The sequence below is a fragment of the Subtercola endophyticus genome (assembly GCF_021044565.1).
Taxonomy (GTDB): domain Bacteria; phylum Actinomycetota; class Actinomycetes; order Actinomycetales; family Microbacteriaceae; genus Subtercola; species Subtercola endophyticus.
This window is the reverse complement of record NZ_CP087997.1, coordinates 281062-296335: the sequence shown is the minus strand read 5'-3', so window position 1 is coordinate 296335 and position 15274 is coordinate 281062. Positions and strand designations below refer to the sequence as shown.

The following is a 15274-nucleotide window of genomic DNA, read 5'->3' as shown; positions in this document are numbered from 1 at the left end:
TCTCACCGGTGCTCCGTGAGTGACATGATGATCAGATGGACGGCGACAACATCACCCTCGACGCTGGCGTGGGTAGCGACTATCTCGACGACGACTTCGAGATCATCGAAGACCCCAACGACCCAGCTCTGCCCGAAGGCCGTTACCTCGACCGCGAGCTGAGCTGGCTCGCCTTCAACCGGCGGGTGCTCGAACTCGCCGAAGACCCCTCGATTCCCGCGCTGGAACGCGCCAACTTTCTCGCCATCTTCTCGAGCAACCTCGACGAGTTCTTCATGGTTCGAGTCGCCGGCCTGAAGCGTCGCATTCTCACCGGGCTCGCCGTTCCCACCAACGTGGGTCGTGGGCCGCAGGAGGTGCTCGACGACATCTCGCTCGTGGTGCACGAACTGCAGGCGCGGCACGCGGCGGCCTACCAAGACCTCGTGAAGCCGGCGCTCGATGAGGCGGGCATCCACATCGTCACCTGGGACTCGCTCGACCAGACCGAGCAAGACCACCTCACCGAGGTGTTCAGCGACGAGATCTTTCCGGTGCTCATGCCGCTCGCGGTCGACCCCGCGCATCCGTTCCCGTATATCTCGGGCCTGTCGCTGAACCTCTCGGTGCGCGTACGCAACCCGAAGTCAGACAGGCAGGAGTTCGCGCGCCTCAAGGTGCCGCAGGTGCTCCCCCGCTTCGTTCGGGTGAACCCGAAAGAGCGCAGCAAAGACGTGCGCTTCATCAGCCTCGAAGACCTCATTGCGAACCACCTGCTGCACCTTTTTCCGGGTATGGAGGTGCTCGAACACCACGTCTTTCGCGTCACGCGCAACGAAGACGTCGAGATCGAAGAAGACGAGACCGAGAATCTCATTCAAGCGCTCGAAAAAGAACTGCTGAAGCGCCGGTTCGGCCCGCCCATCCGTCTCGAGATCACCGAAGACATGGATGATGTCACCCTGGGCCTCATCGTTCGTGAACTCGATGTCACCGAACAAGAGGTGTACCGGCTGCCGGCCCCGCTCGACCTCGGCGGCCTGTTCGAACTGAGCAAGATCGACCGGCCCGACCTGAAGTACCCCAAGCACGTGCCGACCACGAACGTCTACCTGCTTCCGCCCGAGCCCAATGCGCGGCCGGACATCTTCAAGGCGATCGCCCGGCAAGACATTCTCGTGCACCACCCCTACGAGAGCTTCGCCACCAGCGTGCAGGCGTTTCTGGAGCAGGCCGCCGCAGACCCCGACGTGCTGGCCATCAAGCAGACGCTCTACCGCACCAGCGGTGACAGCCCCATCGTCGAGGCGCTCATCGCGGCCGCCGAATCGGGCAAGCAGGTGCTGGCCCTGGTGGAGATCAAGGCGCGCTTCGACGAGCAGGCCAACATCACCTGGGCGCGCAAGCTCGAGAAGGCCGGCGTGCACGTCGTGTACGGGCTCGTCGGGCTGAAGACCCACTGCAAGCTCGCCCTCGTGGTTCGCCGCGAAAAGGGCAAGCTCAAGCACTACAGCCACATCGGAACGGGCAACTACAACCCGAAGACCTCGCGCATCTACGAAGACTTCGGCCTGTTCACGGCCGACGACCAGGTGGGCAAAGACCTCACCCGGCTCTTCAACGAGCTCTCGGGATACGCCATCGAGAAGAAGTTCAAGCGTCTTCTCGTGGCCCCGCTGCACTTGCGCAAGGGCCTGCTCAAGCGCATCGCGCAAGAGGCGGCGAACGCCGAGGCCGGGCTGCCCTCTGGCATCAAGATCAAGCTGAACTCCATCGTCGACGAGGCCATCATCGACGGCCTCTACCGGGCCAGCCAGGCCGGCGTGCCGATCGACATCTGGGTGCGCGGCATCTGCGGCATCAAGCCGGGCGTGCCCGGCGTCAGCGAAACGATTCGAGTGCGCTCGATTCTCGGCCGGTACCTCGAGCACTCGCGCATCTTCTCGTTTGCGAACGACGGCGACCCGCAGATCTTCATCGGCAGCTCCGACATGATGCACCGCAACCTCGACCGTCGCGTCGAGGCCTTGGTGCGTTTGACGAGTCCCGAACACCTGCGGGAGATCAGCACCCTGTTCGACCTCGCCATGTCAGACGCGGTCACCTCCTGGTGGCTCGACAGCGACGGCGAGTGGACCCGGCACACCGAGAACGAAGCGGGAGAGAAGCTCATCGACCTGCAAGACCGCTTGATGTACCTCACGTCTCGCCGAAAGCGCCCGGGAATTCTTCGTTGACCATCTATGCGGCGGGGGCGGTCTGCTGGCGGATGGTCGGCGGTAAGGTTCGGGTTCTGATCATCCATCGCGCCCAGCGCAACGATGTGTCGCTACCCAAGGGCAAGGTCGAGCCGGGCGAAACCCTGCCCGAAACGGCCGTTCGCGAGGTGCTCGAAGAGACGGGGCTCGCGGTCGACCTGGGAGTGCCGCTCGGCGTCACGAGTTATACGATGCCGAACAACCGCGACAAGGTCGTGTACTACTGGGCCGCCGAAGTGACCGACGGCGCCTTCGGAACCTCGGAGTTCGAACCGAATGAGGAGGTCGCCGGCTGCGAGTGGATGTCGCTGCGGCGAGCCAAGAAGGCGCTCAGCTACGTTCGCGACGTCGAGGTGCTCGAACGCTTTCAGTTGCTCGTCGACCAAGGCGTTCTTCGCACCTTCTCGATCATCGCCCTCCGGCACGCCAAGACCATTCCCGGCAGTGAATTCGACGGGCCGGATGCTCTGCGGCCGCTCACGCACCGCGGGCGTACCGAGGCGAACGTCATCGTTCCGGCCCTGCGTGCCTTCGGCCCGCACGTTCTCGTATCGAGCACCGCGCGGCGGTGTATCGAGACTCTGACCCCGTTCGCGGAGGCGACGGAGACGCGCATCCGCAAGACCCCGCTGATCAGTCAAGACGCCTTCGAAGACGGCAGCAGCGACGTGCGGCACGTCGTCGCCAAGCGAGTGCGCAAACTGAAGAGCGCGATTCTCTGCGCCCATGGGCCCGTACTGCCCGAGATCGTGCGCGAGGTCGGTCTCGCCGCCGGGGGCACCCGCCAGGCATCGCTGAGCCGCGCGGGCGACCTTCCCGTCGCCGGTTTCTCGGTGCTGCACCTCTCGCTCGATCAGCCGGGCTCCGGCATCATCGCGATCGAGACGCACGTGCCGCAACTCGCAGGCTGACCCTCAACCGACGCTTCTCGTTAACCTCCTGGTTGGGCATCTACCGCGCCAGCATTGGCATCGCGGGCCGTAGCACTCCATTCGGCGGGCATTTCGCCTTCGCGAACCGGCGCGAGCTCGGGAAGCAGAAGCCGGCGACGTAGCGAGTCGATGTTCTCGAGCGGGACATCGTCATTGGCGCCGAACTCGGCGGGGTTCACACCGAGGGTTGCCATGAGTATCCATGCCCGTGTGCGGTCTTTGGTGTTGAGGTCACCGAAGCTCTCAGCGCTTGTCAGTTTCCCGAAGGTGTTGCGGGTGCCGTAGAGGTTTCCGACGACGGTTTCTATGTGCTCGTACGCGCGCGTCAGCCCCCGGCCGCGCGGGACCTTGTCTAGGGCCAGAATGAACGACTCCCCCAGCGTGAGCACGCGTGGCTTGATGCGTGGGAGGAGTTCTACGACGCGTTTCGAGGAGGCGGACATTCGTGGGCCCTTTCTGGGGTCTGGGGGTGCTCGCCGCCAGATGACTTCGAGCTAGTCATCTGTGACATGTCAGAAATGCTATGCGATCAAGCTTGACATGTCAAAGCGGAACCCGCATGGTTGACACATGGCAATTCTGACAAATGACAAAACAGGTGCCAGTCTCAGATCTGCACGGGAGCAAATCGGACTGACTCGCGAAGAACTCGCGCGCCAAGCCAAAACCTCCACCAGCACCATCGCACGCATGGAACTCAACGGGCACGTCCCCAACGGAACCACCCTCGTGCGCATCGCAGCAGTTCTCGGACTCTCTGCGGACACGATCCTCCCAACGACCCCCAACGTGGCCGCTTCCCCCAGCGGTCTGACGTCGGGGGTTTCTTTCGTGTCCTCGGACGCCGCTTAGCCAAAGAAAATGCCCCCGTCTGCTCGAACAGCGGGGGCGACGATCCGAAAGGAATCAGAAAGTATGTCTACCGCAAACATTAGCATCTTCCGACGAGATGGCGCAGATATTCGCGTCGTGCTCGTCGACGGAGAGCCATGGTGGGTAGCCGCCGACGTCACGAAAGCCCTCGGGTTCGTGAACGGTCGGATGGCGATCTCCCGCCTCGATCAGGATGGGGTCAGCCTGGCTGACGTCATCGACACCATGGGCCGCACCCAGTCGGCGACGATCCTTGATGAATCGGCTCTGTATGAACTGATCATCCGATCAGACAAGCCGGACGCCAAGGAGTTTCGCCGCTGGGTCACGCGTGACGTTCTCCCCTCCATCCGCAAGACAGGTACATACGCGGCGGCGGCCGCCGAACCTGACCTCGCGCTCCCCCACGACTACCTCTCGGCTCTCGAGGCGCTTATCGAGCGGGAGCGCGCGAATGTGGCGCTCACCCTTGAGAACCAGGAGTTGGCGCCGCGTGCGACCGCATGGGATGCGTTGGCGTCTGCTGAGGGTGACTTCTCGGTGGCGGATGCGGCGAAGACGATCAGCCGGAACGGGCACGCGATCGGTTCGCAACGGCTGTTCGAGTTCATGCACCAGATCAACTGGGTGTTCCGTGGTGCTGACACGAAGTGGCGTTGCTACCAGCACGCCGTGGACAAGGGCTACATCGCGACGAAGCTGCAGTTTCACTACCACCCGGCGACGGGTGAGCGTGTGGTGGATGTGCCGCAGATCCGTGTGACCGCGAAGGGCGTGAACCGTCTCTCGCAGCGTCTCGCGGGCCGTCATCTCGAAGCGGTGGTGAGTGCCTGATGCCTACTCCAAACGTCGGCGCACGCATCAAAGAGGCCCGGAAGGTGCTCGGAATGTCGGCCGAGGCACTGGCCGACAAGACCGGTAGCTCGAGGTCAGTCATCGCGAACATCGAGAACGGCCGGAAGTCAGAAATCACTGTCTCCGAACTCGTGCGATTCGCGATTGCGCTGGAATGCTCTGCCCTCTATCTCGCTCCGGAACTTGATCCAGTTGTGCCCCATGGGAGGGACGTTCGAGATCTCATGAGTCGATTGTCGGCAATTGGGGACATTGCAGTATTCGGTTTCCGATCCGAAAGCGAGGTCGCCTGATGTGTTCGCCTTTATGGCCAGATGATTCCCCGATTTTCTCGGAGTTGGTGTTCACACATTCCATGGCGCGGATGAACGAGGAACTCGACACCCTTCTGCCGTCGCCTGATCTTGACCCTGTCGCTGACCCGGCGCTGTCGGACGACCCGTTGGTGCGGTCGTTGTGGGCACGCCTGACAGGGGGACGGTCATGAGCGACTACTACAACCGGGCGGGTGAAAAGATCGGCTTCGACGGCTACGTCAAAGAGTTCTCGAAGGATCGAACCGTCGCCCTGACCAAGGTCGGTGAAGCCGAGGTTTCGACCGTGTTCCTGGTCATCGATCACGGCTTTGGGCGTGGTGAGCCCGTGTTGTTCGAGTCGATGATCTTCGGAGGCCCGCGCGATCAAGAAGGTTGGCGCTATCACACGGAGGCGGAAGCGCTCTCGGGCCATAACGCGCTGGTAGCTGAGCTTCAGGCAGCGACATCGTGAACGACATGCCTGAAAAGATCATCGCTTTGCGAAACGGCGCAGGCCTCAGCCAAGAGGCTTTCGGTGCTCTCATCGGACTTGCGCAGCAGTCGGTGCACAAGCTCGAAACCGGCAAAAGGAGTCTCGCGGTAGACGAGCTGCTGCTGCTGTCCCAGCATCTGTGCTTCTCCATCGACGAATTCTTGTCGAGTGGCGGGCTTAGCCCCGAAGCACTGTTTCGAGCGCGGGTAGCCGACCTCTCGGCTTCGCTTTTGAAAGTGGTGCAGTCATGAGCGCGGGGAGTATGGCGACCCGCAGTCGTCAGGACATGGATTTGCGTGTTGATGACCCGCGCCCGCGCCTGTCTGAGCAGGAGCAGCGTGATTTCGAACGGTCGAAGGTCGCGGGCATGCTGCTGCGTCGCGGGTTCGATGACCTGCTGGACGCGCTCAGTTTGGTAGCCCCGGCGCCGGTGGTAGAGAAGTGCCGGAATGGGCACGACCGTACACCGGAGAACACAACATGGCAGGGCCCGCACAAGCGGTGTCGTGAGTGTTCGCGTGTGAGCAACGCGAAGTGCCGGGCTAAGGCGGCGAACTCATGAGCGAGCGTGAAGAAGCGGTTTCCCTGTTCCGGGGTATCGCTATCGGCTTGCTGATCACGTTGGCGGCAGGCATGGCCGTGGCTGCTGTGGTCCTCATCGTTTTGGGGGTGTCGTGATGAGGCGCGTGGCGAGGTTCGCGCGTCGGTGGTCGTTCATGTTTCTGCCGTTGGTCTTCGCCGCCTTGTTCGTGCAGGCGGGTGTCGAGTTCTTTGTGGACGGCGAGTTCTGGCTGGGTGTTTTCGCGGTGATGCTTGGTCTGTGTGTGCCTCTGATGGTGCTCGACGGGTTCAACGCTGGCGAGAAACGCATCATCGACAAGCTTCTGGCAATTGCCAAATCGAAGGGCATCTCATGACACGCCCGCAGCTGGACCCGTGGGAACTGCAGCACTCCCGGTGCGAGCTTTTCATGCTCACCGAGATCGCCGAACAACTGCGTATCTCGAACCTAATTCGGTGGCATTCGTTCGTCGCGGCTCAGGGCGACATGCCCGATCACGAGACCGAACTTGCCGGACTCATCAACGAAGGGTTAGAACTCGCATGAGCGCAGGGCCGATTCAGAGATGGCGCGACGGCATGAAGGCCGAAGCGCCCGCGAAAACCACAGCGAACACGATTCACTATTTCGTTCGGGGCGCAGCGTATTGCGGCAGGCGTCGAGTGTCGGGCGTCAACTTCATCAACGGCGTGACGTGCGCTGATTGTCTCGCCGCATATCGGGCAGATAACGCGGTGGCCTCATGATGCACGCAATGGTTCGTCTCGCCGTGGCCGCTGTGGTTGTCGCGGTGATCATGTCGGGGCTGTCACTGGTCGGACTTTCGAGGATTGGTGGGATGCCGTGAGTGCGCTCGAAGAGATCGCGAAGGCGATCGAGAAGTTGACGGCCATGCAATCCGAGCGCGGTTATTTCGAGCTCAATGGCTACCTCTGCGAAGAGTCGCCCGGCGATACGGCGCGGAGCTATTTGGAGCCAGATCAGTCCGTGTCGCCGCTCACGAACGATGAGCTGATCGTCACCCTGCACCGCACAATCGACGCTCAACTCGCGATCCTGCTGGATGGCGTCAAGCGGTGGAACGCGGCAGTGCGAGCTTGCGCCATGGTCAACTCCGGCCTCAACGACGACGAGCCCGACGTTATGCCCGAGAAAATCGCAGACATCGGAACGCATGCCGATTTGGCCCGCGCGATCAACGGCGGCACCTCATGACGTTCGAGGTGTGGCGCACTGTCGAGGACGTTGACGGTTGGCCGCGTGAGAACGACCTCATATCGGAGCACGACACGTTCGAAGCCGCCGACCGGGCCGCTGACATCGGGTGCCTCAAAGAGGGTGCCGAGATTTACCACGTGGTCGAGGTCGGCCCATGAAGCGTATCGCTGCGGCTCTCGGTGGCCTGTTCATCCTCGCGGCGCTCATCTTCTCGCCGCTCCCCTCTGGCATCGCATTCGACTGCTGGGTGCTCTCTGTTCCCTGTTTTGTTATCGCCCTATGGGCACCGAAAGGCTTGAAATGACCACCGAAAAGACGCCATCGAAGACGATCTCCGCGTTCAAAGGGTTCGACCAGAACCTGCAATGCCGCGGCTTTCAGTACGTCGAAGGCGAGACGTACACGCAGGATCAGCCCGCCGTGCTGTGTGGCACCGGGTTCCATGCTGTTATCCAGCCGATTGACGTTCTCCGCTACTACCCGCCCGCGACATCCGTTTATCACCAGGTTGAAGTTGCGGAGGTCGACGGCCCGCGCGCTGATGATGACTCAAAGGTATCGGGCCGTGTGATCAAGATCGGTGCGAAGATCAGCCTCCCCGCACTGATCAAAGCACAGGTGGAGTTCGTGTTCGCGAATTCGAAGCCAGTGAAGGGTGCGACGACCAAGGCGGCGAACGGGCAGGCCGGTACTGGTGAGGCGAACGGTGCGGCCACCGCGTCTGGGCGCTATGGTGCGGCCACCGCGTCTGGGGACTCTGGTGCGGCCACCGCGTCTGGGGACTATGGTGCGGCCACCGCGTCTGGGGACTATGGTGCGGCCACCGCGTCTGGGGACTCTGGTGCGGCCACCGCGTCTGGGGACTATGGTGCGGCCACCGCGTCTGGGCGCTATGGTGCGGCCACCGCGTCTGGGGACTCTGGTGCGGCCACCGCGTCTGGGGACTATGGTGCGGCCACCGCGTCTGGGGACTATGGTGCGGCCACCGCGTCTGGGGACTCTGGTGCGGCCACCGCGTCTGGGGACTCTGGTGCGGCCACCGCGTCTGGGGACTATGGTGCGGCCACCGCGTCTGGGCGAAAGACGGTGGCTGTGGTTACTGGCCGCGGAGGCCGGGCGAAGGGAACTCTCGGCAACTGGATTGTTCTGACCGAGCGCGACTCGGACTGGAACATTCTCGATATCCAGTCCCGCAAGGTTGACGGTGAGGCGATCAAAGCCGACACGTTCTACGCCCTCCGCGGGCGCAAGGTCGTCGAGGCATGAGTGACGACGACGCCTACGACTACGGCCCGAAATTCGTGAACTACCGCGAACCCCTCGTATGTGTGAGCTGCGGCGGTTCGTACGGGATGCACCGCGGGGAGTGTGCTGAAGCATGAGCGACACTCTCGCCCTCGTGACCGACATGAACGAGGCCACCTACCACGCCCGACCCGAACTCAGTTCAACGCAAGCCCGCCAGATCCTCGACTCGCCGGCACGGTTCGAGTACGCCAGGACACACCCCCAAGCACCGAAGAAAGCGTTCGATCTCGGTTCGGCCGTGCACTCGAAAGTGCTCGGTGTCGGGTACGGGATTGAGGTTCTGAACTTCGAGTCGTGGCGGTCGAAAGACGCACAGATCGCCCGAGACGAAACGTATGCGGCGGGGCTGATTCCGATGCTCCCGCACGAGCTCGGCCCGGTCGACGAAATGTCTGAGGCTATCCTGAGCCACAAGACGGCGCGGCAGATCTTCGAGCAAGACGGCATTGCGGAAGCATCCGTGTTCGCCACCGACCCGACCACGGGCGTTCCGCTGCGGGCCCGGTTCGACTGGTTCGCTCCAGTGTGCGCTGACCTGAAAACGACGGCTAAGGATGCGTCGAAAGACACGTTCGCGAAGACCGTTGCGTCGTTCGGGTACGACACGCAGCGCGGGCATTACCTCGACACGCTGCGGTTCGCGACCGGTGAAACCCGGGAACTCGTGTTCGTCGTCGTCGAAACCAACCCGCCTCACCTTGTGGCCGTGCATCAACTCGACCGCATCTTCGCCGACATGGGGCACCTGAAAGCCCGCCGTGCCCGAGAGATTTACGCGGAGTGCACCGAGTCGGGCGTGTGGCCCGGCTACCCCGACGAGGTTCAACTCGTCATCCCCCCAACCTGGCTTGTGTACCAAGACGCGGAGAAATACGAATGACCGAAATATGGAAGGCAGTTCCCGGGTTCATGGGTCGCTACGAAGTCTCCGACCTTGGGCGTATCCGATCATTCGCAAAGAGCAAGTCTGGCCGCGTTCGGAGTCTCACGCCCAATAGCCAGGGCTACCTCATCGTTGATCTGTGGTCTGGTAATCGCCCGACAACGCATCGAGTGAACAGGCTCGTGCTGAGGGCATTTCAAGGCGAACCCATCGATGGCGCGGAAGCATGTCACAACAACGGTGATCGTCTCGACAATCGGTTGAACAACCTCAGATGGGACACGCGCCTCGAAAATATGCGCGATATCCGACGCCACGGCACCCACGAGAACGCTCGGAAGACGGCGTGTCCGCGTGGTCACGCGTACGACGAAGCGAACACCTACATTACTCCGCGCGGAAATCGCGGATGCCGGGCTTGCCGACTATCAGCAGTTCGAGCGAACCGAGCACGAACAAAGGAATCAATATGAGTGACATCGCGCTACCGAATCAGCCGGTACCTGCATCGCAAGGCACAGTTGTAGAGCAAACGCGAGCCGCTGCTGAGGTGGCTGCGGCGGTCTCTGTCGCTAGGCAATTCCCCCGAAGCCAGGTAGAAGCGACCGACGCGATGCGTGAGCTATGCAGTCGTCTCGCGGTCGCGCAACGCGCCTTCTACGCGGTGCCGAATCGCGGCGCTGGAATGAGCGTGCACATCGCGCGTGAACTCGCCCGGATTTGGCAAAACATCGACTACGGTGTCCGCGAATTAGCTCGCGATGACGCTCTCGGAACATCTGAGATGACCGTCTGGTGCTGGGATGTCGAATCCAATGTTCGTTCCGTCCGGTCGTTCATCCAGCCTCACGAACGCATGAAGGCAGGCAAACGGCAGGCGCTCACCGACCTCTCCGACATCTACCTCAACAACCAGAACACCGGCGCACGGGCAGTCCGTGAAGTCATCTTCACTGTCCTCCCCGGATGGTTCCTCGCAGAGGCTGAGGCGGTCCTCAGACGTACGCTCGAGCAGGGCGATGGCAAACCCCTCGACGTGCGACAGAAAGAGGCTGTGGGGGCTTTCACGCGCCTCGGCGTGACACCCACGCAGATCGAGACGAAGTTCGGGAAACCGCAATCCAGGTTGCAGCCCGCCGAACTCGCCGAGCTCGCACGCATCTACACATCCATCTCGCAAGACGGCATCCCAGCGACAGAGTTCTTCCCCGATCAGACGGTTGTCATCCCGCCGAGCACGAAGGCCGTACCACCGCCTGCCGACGACTACGACCTGATCGCGGACGCCGAGTACAAGGCGGCCGTAGAACGCGGGGAGGTGACCCCTGATGCCTGACGGCGAACGATGGGTCATAACACTCGACATGCCGCGCCCTCCGAAGGGGTTGCACGCGAACGACCGCCCGAGCCATTGGTCGAAAGCCCGCGCCACCAAAGAACTGCGGTCGCTCGTCTACTACAAGGTCATGTCGGCGAAAGTCCCGACCATGTACCGGTGCCGCGTCGACGTCGAATGGGTCGTCAAAACCCGGGCGAAACGCGACCTCGACAACCTTGCTCCCATGCTCAAGGTCATATACGACGCTGTCGGCTCAGACCGCGGCATCAGCGCCCACGTCGTACCCGACGACGACCCAGCACACATGGAGAAGCCCGGGGCGACGATCCGGTACGACAAACTCACCACACCGTACTTCCGGGTCACGATCACGCGCCGGTACATCTCGACCCGTATCGGTACTGTGAGGGCGGCGTGGGTGCTGTACGACAACGACGGCGACTTCAAGGAGATCTCTGAGGATCGGGCCGAGGCGCTGATGTCTGCGGGTGGTGGCTCGTGATCGATAAGAAACTCCTCGTCGCCTACCTCAAAGGGTGGTCGTCACACCGGAACCTACTCATCGCATCGTTGGCGGGCGGGCTCATCAGCCGCATCCAAAACGGCGAATTCGACAAGAGAGAGGATGAGTAATGGACATCTCATACCCCGAATATTCTGAGGCCATCATTACCGCGTGGCATCAGGTCGCACCCTCGTACACACTGAAGAGCAGCTTTCCTCCCGCCACGTGGGATCTCTACGAACTTGGCTGCACTGTTGAGCAGTGGAAGGCCGCGTACCTTGAGGCGTTGGCCGATAAGTCGATTCCTCGCCGAAAGTGCACGGGCCGCGCCGACGCGATCATCCGAGCGCGTCTAGGGGGCGCTCGGTGACGGCGAAGAAACGGTTCTCTCAGATCCGTTCCGAGATGTGGCTGGACGACGAGTGGCGACGCATGACCGTCGCAGGGCAACACCTCTACCTGCTCGTTTTGACTCACCCGGAAAGGTCGCTCGCCGGCCTGCTGGACTGGCGGCCTGGTCGCATCAAAGAGTTCGCCGCCGAGTGGACGTTCACCGATGTGATGATCGCGGCGGGTGAGTGCTCAGACAAGTTCTTCCTCGTGTTCGATCAAGACACGGAGGAGGTGCTGGTGCGGTCATTCGTCAGACACGACGGCATCCTGAAACAGCCCCGTATGGGAGTCGCTGTAGCTAACGCATTCGGTTCGATCGGGTCGAACAAACTCCGCGGCGTGCTCGTTCACGAACTGATGAAGCTCCGTTCGGAACAGCCCGATTTGACGGCATGGGATTCACCGCAAATGAAGACCGTTCTCCGACAGAACCCGGTCAACGCGAAAGAGATCGACACCGAACTCGAATGGCCTTTAGGGGTCGAGTTACCCGTCACTTTAGGGGTGCCTTTAGGGGTGCCTAGAGAGGTAGCAAACAGGTAGATGAACGAGGTCACTTTAGGGGTCGCAAACACCTTGCACCTAACACCTAACACCAGACACCTAACACCATCTTCTAAAGAAGATGCGGTTGTCGAGATTCAAAGTTATTCACACCCCGCTTTGAACTCTGATGCACCGACCCCTGTGGATAACCCCAAATTAGTTACTCACACCTTCCACGGCGATGGGTGGTGAACGGGTCTTGTCGGTCGATATCGAGTTCGAAGAGTTCCTCCGCACCCGCACCCGTGCCGTCATTCACGAAAGGTTCATCGTGAGCCCCTACCTCGGCCAACAGATCTACGACGAAGAAACCGAAATGCTGCGTGCACAGATGCGGGCAGCGAACCACGAAAGGAAATCAGCATGACCCAGATCTACCCGCTCGAGGACTTCACCCCGGAGCAGAAGAAAACCCTCGAACGGTTCGCCCGGGAGACCGGCGTCACCGAACTATCGATGGTATGGCGGTTGGTTCATGAGGCAGAGTTGTTGGCCGATCGGATCAGGCGGGTCCTCGACTCGGACTACATCGAGAGGTCGCTCAAGATCGGTTGGTCAATAACGGCCCCGGAAGTCTTGATTCTTGTACGGATTTTAGAGGGTGCATCAATTCCCACCCCCACCCCTACTGAGGAGACAACACCGTGAAATCTGCACAGTTCGTGGTCACACCAGTCGCCGATCTGCCGGCGGTCACGCTCGACGGTGGCGTCTGGCATTGCGACGGGCGGCTGTTCGTCCCCGATTCGATGAGCCTCGTGGAATTGCGGGCAGAGGCCAACTTTTGGCAGGCGCTTCTGCAACGTACGCGCGAAGAGGCGGAACTAGAGCCCGAACAGGAGAACAAACCGTGATGGTTCACGAATTGAAGCTCGACCGTGAATGGTTCCCAGCGGTCGCAGAAGGCCGCAAGACGGTCGAAATCAGGTTCAACGACCGCGACTACCAGGTGGGCGACGTTCTCCTGCTCAAGGAGACAGAGGACGGCATCTACACAGGTGAAGAACTGCGACGGGTCGTCACTCACGTACTGGCCTACAACGGCCTGCGGGAAAACTGGGTAGCTCTGTCGATCGCCGACCGAACCGATGCGAAAGCTGAGGCGGACAAGGCCGAGGGGTGGGAAGCGGCCATTCAAGCATCTCGACACTCGTACGAGAACCCGCGTTGGTTCAAGAACCCATACGTCTCCGGCCCTGCTGTCCCGGGGTATGACCAAACGAAAGAAGAAACGAAATGACCGAGAGCGAAGAACTGACGAAGATCATCGCTGACCGCCTACCCGGGCGTGATGGCATCCCGAAAATTCAGGACGTCTGGATGGCGCAGGCGATTCTCGAATCCACTTTTCTTGCTGACCATGACCGGCGTATCAAAGCCGAGACTCTGAAATCGGCCGCGAACGATCTGCCGAACTGGATGCCCGGTCGCCACAACATAAACAGGTGGCTGTGGGAACGCGCCGCCACAATCGAAAAAACGCCGGAGACCTCCTGATGACTACTGAGTACGACACAACGAAACTGATCGCCGAAGCCCGAAAGGCGCTGCCGAAGTACGGCTACTCGACGGCATACCTGATTGAGCGTCTCGCTGACGCCCTTGAGGCCGAGCATGGACGGATCGCATCATCGGCGTACATGCAACGAATCGTCGCGGAGAAAAACGCCGTCATTGCCGAGTTGGAGGCCGCACTCCCAAGGGGAGTGACAACGGTCGAAGAGTTGGATGCGCTGCCCGTGGGTAGCGTCGTGCGAGACCGCGATCGCGAGGTGTGGGTCAAGTTCGAGGATGAATGGACGATGGTCGGGTGTAACGATTCCGACGTGTGGGCGTATCTACCCGTGACGCTCCTCTTTGCCCCTTCTGTCACCCCTGGTGGGGAAGAACAAGGAGACGAGTCGTGAAGCCGCGAATTCTGGATCTGTTCTGCTGCGCCGGCGGTGCCGGTACAGGGTATGCGCGGGCGGGGTTCGAGGTTGTCGGAGTCGACATTGAGCCGCAACCGAACTACCCGTTCTCGTTCTTTGAGGCGAACGCGATGATGGTTCTGAAGGACTTGTACTATCTCGACAAGTTTGATGCGATCCATGCTTCACCACCATGCCAGGGTTATACGGCTCTGGCGGCTGTGCACGGCAACGAATGGCCGAAGCTGATCGAGCCGGTACGCGAAGCTCTCGACGCGTGGGGCGGCCCGTATGTCATTGAGAATGTGCAGGGTTCACCTGTCCGACGTGACCTGACGTTGTGTGGGGAGATGTTCGGGCTTGGTGTGATCCGTCACCGGTACTTCGAGCTGGGCAACTGGTCGATGCCCGCACCGGCACATGTGCCTCATCGGGGCCGTGTGGCTGGCTGGCGGCATGGAGAGTACTTCGACGGCCCATATGTCGCCCCGTACGGGAACGGTGGCGGTAAGGGCAGCGTGAAGCAGTGGCAGGACGCGTTGGGGATCGACTGGACATCTGACCGGCACGAACTCGCAGAATCGATACCGCCGGCGTACACGCAACACATCGGCTCGGCGCTGATCACTCAATTGGCGGTCGCAGCATGAGCGGGATGCATAAATGGTTCGAGGTGGGCTTCAGCTTCGCCAGCTACATCGAATGCGAGTGCGGCTTTCGTCCGAACAGCCAGGAAGACATGGACACACACATCCCCGCTCCGCCTTCTCGTATCGGGTTACCGGGTAAGACCGACGAACAAAGGACAGAGCAATGATCTACGAGTTCGAGTGCCGCGATTGCGGTGAGGGCTGGGCGACGGGTAGGTCTTCGAAATCGGAAGTGTGCCCCAACTGTTTTTCGATCAACATTCGCTATCAGGTG

At 61.3% G+C, this 15274-nt stretch carries 25 protein-coding genes; 24 read left to right on the top strand and 1 reads right to left on the bottom strand.

Features of this window, described 5'->3' with window-relative positions; genetic code table 11:
• The first annotated feature begins 35 nt into the window (after positions 1–35).
• Positions 36–2216: an RNA degradosome polyphosphate kinase gene (locus LQ955_RS01545; protein WP_231026491.1), complete on the top strand. Its 2181-nt coding sequence runs from the start codon at positions 36–38 to the stop codon at positions 2214–2216.
• Entirely contained in the window at positions 2213–3148 is a 936-nt protein-coding gene (locus tag LQ955_RS01540; RefSeq protein WP_231026490.1) for an NUDIX hydrolase, read from the top strand. The genes LQ955_RS01545 and LQ955_RS01540 overlap by 4 nt, the downstream gene beginning before the upstream one ends.
• Positions 3149–3168: 20 nt before the next feature.
• Here LQ955_RS01540 and LQ955_RS01535 read toward each other — a convergent pair whose 3' ends face one another.
• Positions 3169–3612, bottom strand: a complete 444-nt coding sequence (locus LQ955_RS01535; RefSeq protein WP_231026489.1) for a hypothetical protein — start codon at positions 3610–3612, stop codon at positions 3169–3171.
• A 127-nt stretch (positions 3613–3739) separates the two neighbouring features.
• Between LQ955_RS01535 and LQ955_RS20155 the strand changes: the two genes are divergently transcribed.
• The 22 genes from LQ955_RS20155 (at position 3740) to LQ955_RS01435 (ending at position 15000) form a co-directional block, all read left to right on the top strand.
• Positions 3740–4021, top strand: coding sequence for a helix-turn-helix domain-containing protein (locus LQ955_RS20155; RefSeq protein WP_390623417.1), 282 nt, complete (start codon positions 3740–3742; stop codon positions 4019–4021).
• Positions 4022–4030: 9 nt separating this feature from the next.
• Positions 4031–4876: a phage antirepressor KilAC domain-containing protein gene (locus LQ955_RS01530; RefSeq protein ID WP_313788373.1), complete on the top strand. Its 846-nt coding sequence runs from the start codon at positions 4031–4033 to the stop codon at positions 4874–4876.
• A complete protein-coding gene (locus LQ955_RS01525) occupies positions 4876–5190 on the top strand; it encodes a helix-turn-helix domain-containing protein (protein WP_231026488.1) in 315 nt (104 codons plus the stop codon). Before LQ955_RS01530 ends, LQ955_RS01525 begins: the two co-directional genes overlap by 1 nt.
• A gap of 190 nt (positions 5191–5380) precedes the next feature.
• A complete protein-coding gene (locus LQ955_RS01520; RefSeq protein ID WP_231026487.1) occupies positions 5381–5665 on the top strand; it encodes a hypothetical protein in 285 nt (94 codons plus the stop codon).
• A gap of 5 nt (positions 5666–5670) precedes the next feature.
• The gene (locus LQ955_RS01515) at positions 5671–5937 is read left to right on the top strand and encodes a helix-turn-helix transcriptional regulator (RefSeq protein ID WP_231026486.1); all 267 of its coding nucleotides are present in this window, start codon (positions 5671–5673) and stop codon (positions 5935–5937) included.
• A gap of 465 nt (positions 5938–6402) precedes the next feature.
• The gene (locus tag LQ955_RS01510; protein ID WP_231026485.1) at positions 6403–6603 is read left to right on the top strand and encodes a hypothetical protein; all 201 of its coding nucleotides are present in this window, start codon (positions 6403–6405) and stop codon (positions 6601–6603) included.
• Positions 6600–6794 carry a hypothetical protein gene (locus tag LQ955_RS01505; RefSeq protein WP_231026484.1) on the top strand — a complete coding sequence of 65 codons (195 nt, stop codon included), beginning with the start codon at positions 6600–6602 and terminating at the stop codon, positions 6792–6794. The genes LQ955_RS01510 and LQ955_RS01505 overlap by 4 nt, the downstream gene beginning before the upstream one ends.
• A gap of 297 nt (positions 6795–7091) precedes the next feature.
• Positions 7092–7463 (top strand): hypothetical protein, encoded by a 372-nt coding sequence (locus LQ955_RS01500; RefSeq protein ID WP_231026483.1) that lies wholly within the window; start codon positions 7092–7094, stop codon positions 7461–7463.
• Entirely contained in the window at positions 7460–7624 is a 165-nt protein-coding gene (locus LQ955_RS01495; RefSeq protein ID WP_231026482.1) for a hypothetical protein, read from the top strand. Before LQ955_RS01500 ends, LQ955_RS01495 begins: the two co-directional genes overlap by 4 nt.
• Before the next feature lie 142 nt (positions 7625–7766).
• Positions 7767–8732 (top strand): DUF7666 domain-containing protein, encoded by a 966-nt coding sequence (locus LQ955_RS01490; RefSeq protein ID WP_231026481.1) that lies wholly within the window; start codon positions 7767–7769, stop codon positions 8730–8732.
• A 112-nt stretch (positions 8733–8844) separates the two neighbouring features.
• On the top strand, positions 8845–9654 hold the full coding sequence (locus LQ955_RS01485) for a PD-(D/E)XK nuclease-like domain-containing protein (protein WP_231026480.1): 810 nt from the start codon (positions 8845–8847) through the stop codon (positions 9652–9654).
• Positions 9651–10130 carry an NUMOD4 domain-containing protein gene (locus LQ955_RS20150; protein ID WP_390623416.1) on the top strand — a complete coding sequence of 160 codons (480 nt, stop codon included), beginning with the start codon at positions 9651–9653 and terminating at the stop codon, positions 10128–10130. The genes LQ955_RS01485 and LQ955_RS20150 overlap by 4 nt, the downstream gene beginning before the upstream one ends.
• Positions 10127–10993: an acetate and sugar kinases/Hsc70/actin family protein gene (locus LQ955_RS01480; RefSeq protein ID WP_231026479.1), complete on the top strand. Its 867-nt coding sequence runs from the start codon at positions 10127–10129 to the stop codon at positions 10991–10993. Before LQ955_RS20150 ends, LQ955_RS01480 begins: the two co-directional genes overlap by 4 nt.
• On the top strand, positions 10986–11498 hold the full coding sequence (locus LQ955_RS01475) for a hypothetical protein (protein ID WP_231026478.1): 513 nt from the start codon (positions 10986–10988) through the stop codon (positions 11496–11498). The genes LQ955_RS01480 and LQ955_RS01475 overlap by 8 nt, the downstream gene beginning before the upstream one ends.
• A 369-nt stretch (positions 11499–11867) precedes the next feature.
• Positions 11868–12437 (top strand): hypothetical protein, encoded by a 570-nt coding sequence (locus LQ955_RS01470; protein ID WP_231026477.1) that lies wholly within the window; start codon positions 11868–11870, stop codon positions 12435–12437.
• Between the two features lie 202 nt (positions 12438–12639).
• A complete protein-coding gene (locus tag LQ955_RS01465) occupies positions 12640–12807 on the top strand; it encodes a hypothetical protein (RefSeq protein WP_231026476.1) in 168 nt (55 codons plus the stop codon).
• Complete coding sequence (locus LQ955_RS01460) at positions 12804–13088, top strand: hypothetical protein (RefSeq protein WP_231026475.1); 285 nt, start codon at positions 12804–12806, stop codon at positions 13086–13088. Before LQ955_RS01465 ends, LQ955_RS01460 begins: the two co-directional genes overlap by 4 nt.
• Positions 13085–13294 carry a hypothetical protein gene (locus LQ955_RS01455; RefSeq protein ID WP_231026474.1) on the top strand — a complete coding sequence of 70 codons (210 nt, stop codon included), beginning with the start codon at positions 13085–13087 and terminating at the stop codon, positions 13292–13294. The genes LQ955_RS01460 and LQ955_RS01455 overlap by 4 nt, the downstream gene beginning before the upstream one ends.
• Positions 13294–13680 (top strand): DUF3850 domain-containing protein, encoded by a 387-nt coding sequence (locus LQ955_RS01450; protein ID WP_231028225.1) that lies wholly within the window; start codon positions 13294–13296, stop codon positions 13678–13680. The genes LQ955_RS01455 and LQ955_RS01450 overlap by 1 nt, the downstream gene beginning before the upstream one ends.
• Positions 13677–13937 (top strand): hypothetical protein, encoded by a 261-nt coding sequence (locus LQ955_RS01445; RefSeq protein WP_231026473.1) that lies wholly within the window; start codon positions 13677–13679, stop codon positions 13935–13937. The genes LQ955_RS01450 and LQ955_RS01445 overlap by 4 nt, the downstream gene beginning before the upstream one ends.
• Positions 13937–14347: a hypothetical protein gene (locus LQ955_RS01440; RefSeq protein WP_231026472.1), complete on the top strand. Its 411-nt coding sequence runs from the start codon at positions 13937–13939 to the stop codon at positions 14345–14347. Before LQ955_RS01445 ends, LQ955_RS01440 begins: the two co-directional genes overlap by 1 nt.
• A complete protein-coding gene (locus LQ955_RS01435) occupies positions 14344–15000 on the top strand; it encodes a DNA cytosine methyltransferase (protein WP_231026471.1) in 657 nt (218 codons plus the stop codon). The genes LQ955_RS01440 and LQ955_RS01435 overlap by 4 nt, the downstream gene beginning before the upstream one ends.
• Positions 15001–15274 lie beyond the last annotated feature (274 nt).

Excerpts from the sequence above, each read along its gene's own strand:
- LQ955_RS01545 (WP_231026491.1), top strand. The coding sequence starts at position 36 with ATGGACGGCGACAACATCACCCTCGACGCTGGCGTGGGTAGCGACTAT.
- LQ955_RS01535 (WP_231026489.1), bottom strand. The coding sequence starts at position 3,612 with ATGTCCGCCTCCTCGAAACGCGTCGTAGAACTCCTCCCACGCATCAAG.
- LQ955_RS20155 (WP_390623417.1), top strand. The coding sequence starts at position 3,740 with ATGGCAATTCTGACAAATGACAAAACAGGTGCCAGTCTCAGATCTGCA.
- LQ955_RS01530 (WP_313788373.1), top strand. The coding sequence starts at position 4,031 with ATGCCCCCGTCTGCTCGAACAGCGGGGGCGACGATCCGAAAGGAATCA.
- LQ955_RS01525 (WP_231026488.1), top strand. The coding sequence starts at position 4,876 with ATGCCTACTCCAAACGTCGGCGCACGCATCAAAGAGGCCCGGAAGGTG.
- LQ955_RS01520 (WP_231026487.1), top strand. The coding sequence starts at position 5,381 with ATGAGCGACTACTACAACCGGGCGGGTGAAAAGATCGGCTTCGACGGC.
- LQ955_RS01515 (WP_231026486.1), top strand. The coding sequence starts at position 5,671 with ATGCCTGAAAAGATCATCGCTTTGCGAAACGGCGCAGGCCTCAGCCAA.
- LQ955_RS01510 (WP_231026485.1), top strand. The coding sequence starts at position 6,403 with ATGTTTCTGCCGTTGGTCTTCGCCGCCTTGTTCGTGCAGGCGGGTGTC.
- LQ955_RS01505 (WP_231026484.1), top strand. The coding sequence starts at position 6,600 with ATGACACGCCCGCAGCTGGACCCGTGGGAACTGCAGCACTCCCGGTGC.
- LQ955_RS01495 (WP_231026482.1), top strand. The coding sequence starts at position 7,460 with ATGACGTTCGAGGTGTGGCGCACTGTCGAGGACGTTGACGGTTGGCCG.
- LQ955_RS01490 (WP_231026481.1), top strand. The coding sequence starts at position 7,767 with ATGACCACCGAAAAGACGCCATCGAAGACGATCTCCGCGTTCAAAGGG.
- LQ955_RS01485 (WP_231026480.1), top strand. The coding sequence starts at position 8,845 with ATGAGCGACACTCTCGCCCTCGTGACCGACATGAACGAGGCCACCTAC.
- LQ955_RS20150 (WP_390623416.1), top strand. The coding sequence starts at position 9,651 with ATGACCGAAATATGGAAGGCAGTTCCCGGGTTCATGGGTCGCTACGAA.
- LQ955_RS01480 (WP_231026479.1), top strand. The coding sequence starts at position 10,127 with ATGAGTGACATCGCGCTACCGAATCAGCCGGTACCTGCATCGCAAGGC.
- LQ955_RS01475 (WP_231026478.1), top strand. The coding sequence starts at position 10,986 with ATGCCTGACGGCGAACGATGGGTCATAACACTCGACATGCCGCGCCCT.
- LQ955_RS01460 (WP_231026475.1), top strand. The coding sequence starts at position 12,804 with ATGACCCAGATCTACCCGCTCGAGGACTTCACCCCGGAGCAGAAGAAA.
- LQ955_RS01450 (WP_231028225.1), top strand. The coding sequence starts at position 13,294 with ATGGTTCACGAATTGAAGCTCGACCGTGAATGGTTCCCAGCGGTCGCA.
- LQ955_RS01445 (WP_231026473.1), top strand. The coding sequence starts at position 13,677 with ATGACCGAGAGCGAAGAACTGACGAAGATCATCGCTGACCGCCTACCC.
- LQ955_RS01440 (WP_231026472.1), top strand. The coding sequence starts at position 13,937 with ATGACTACTGAGTACGACACAACGAAACTGATCGCCGAAGCCCGAAAG.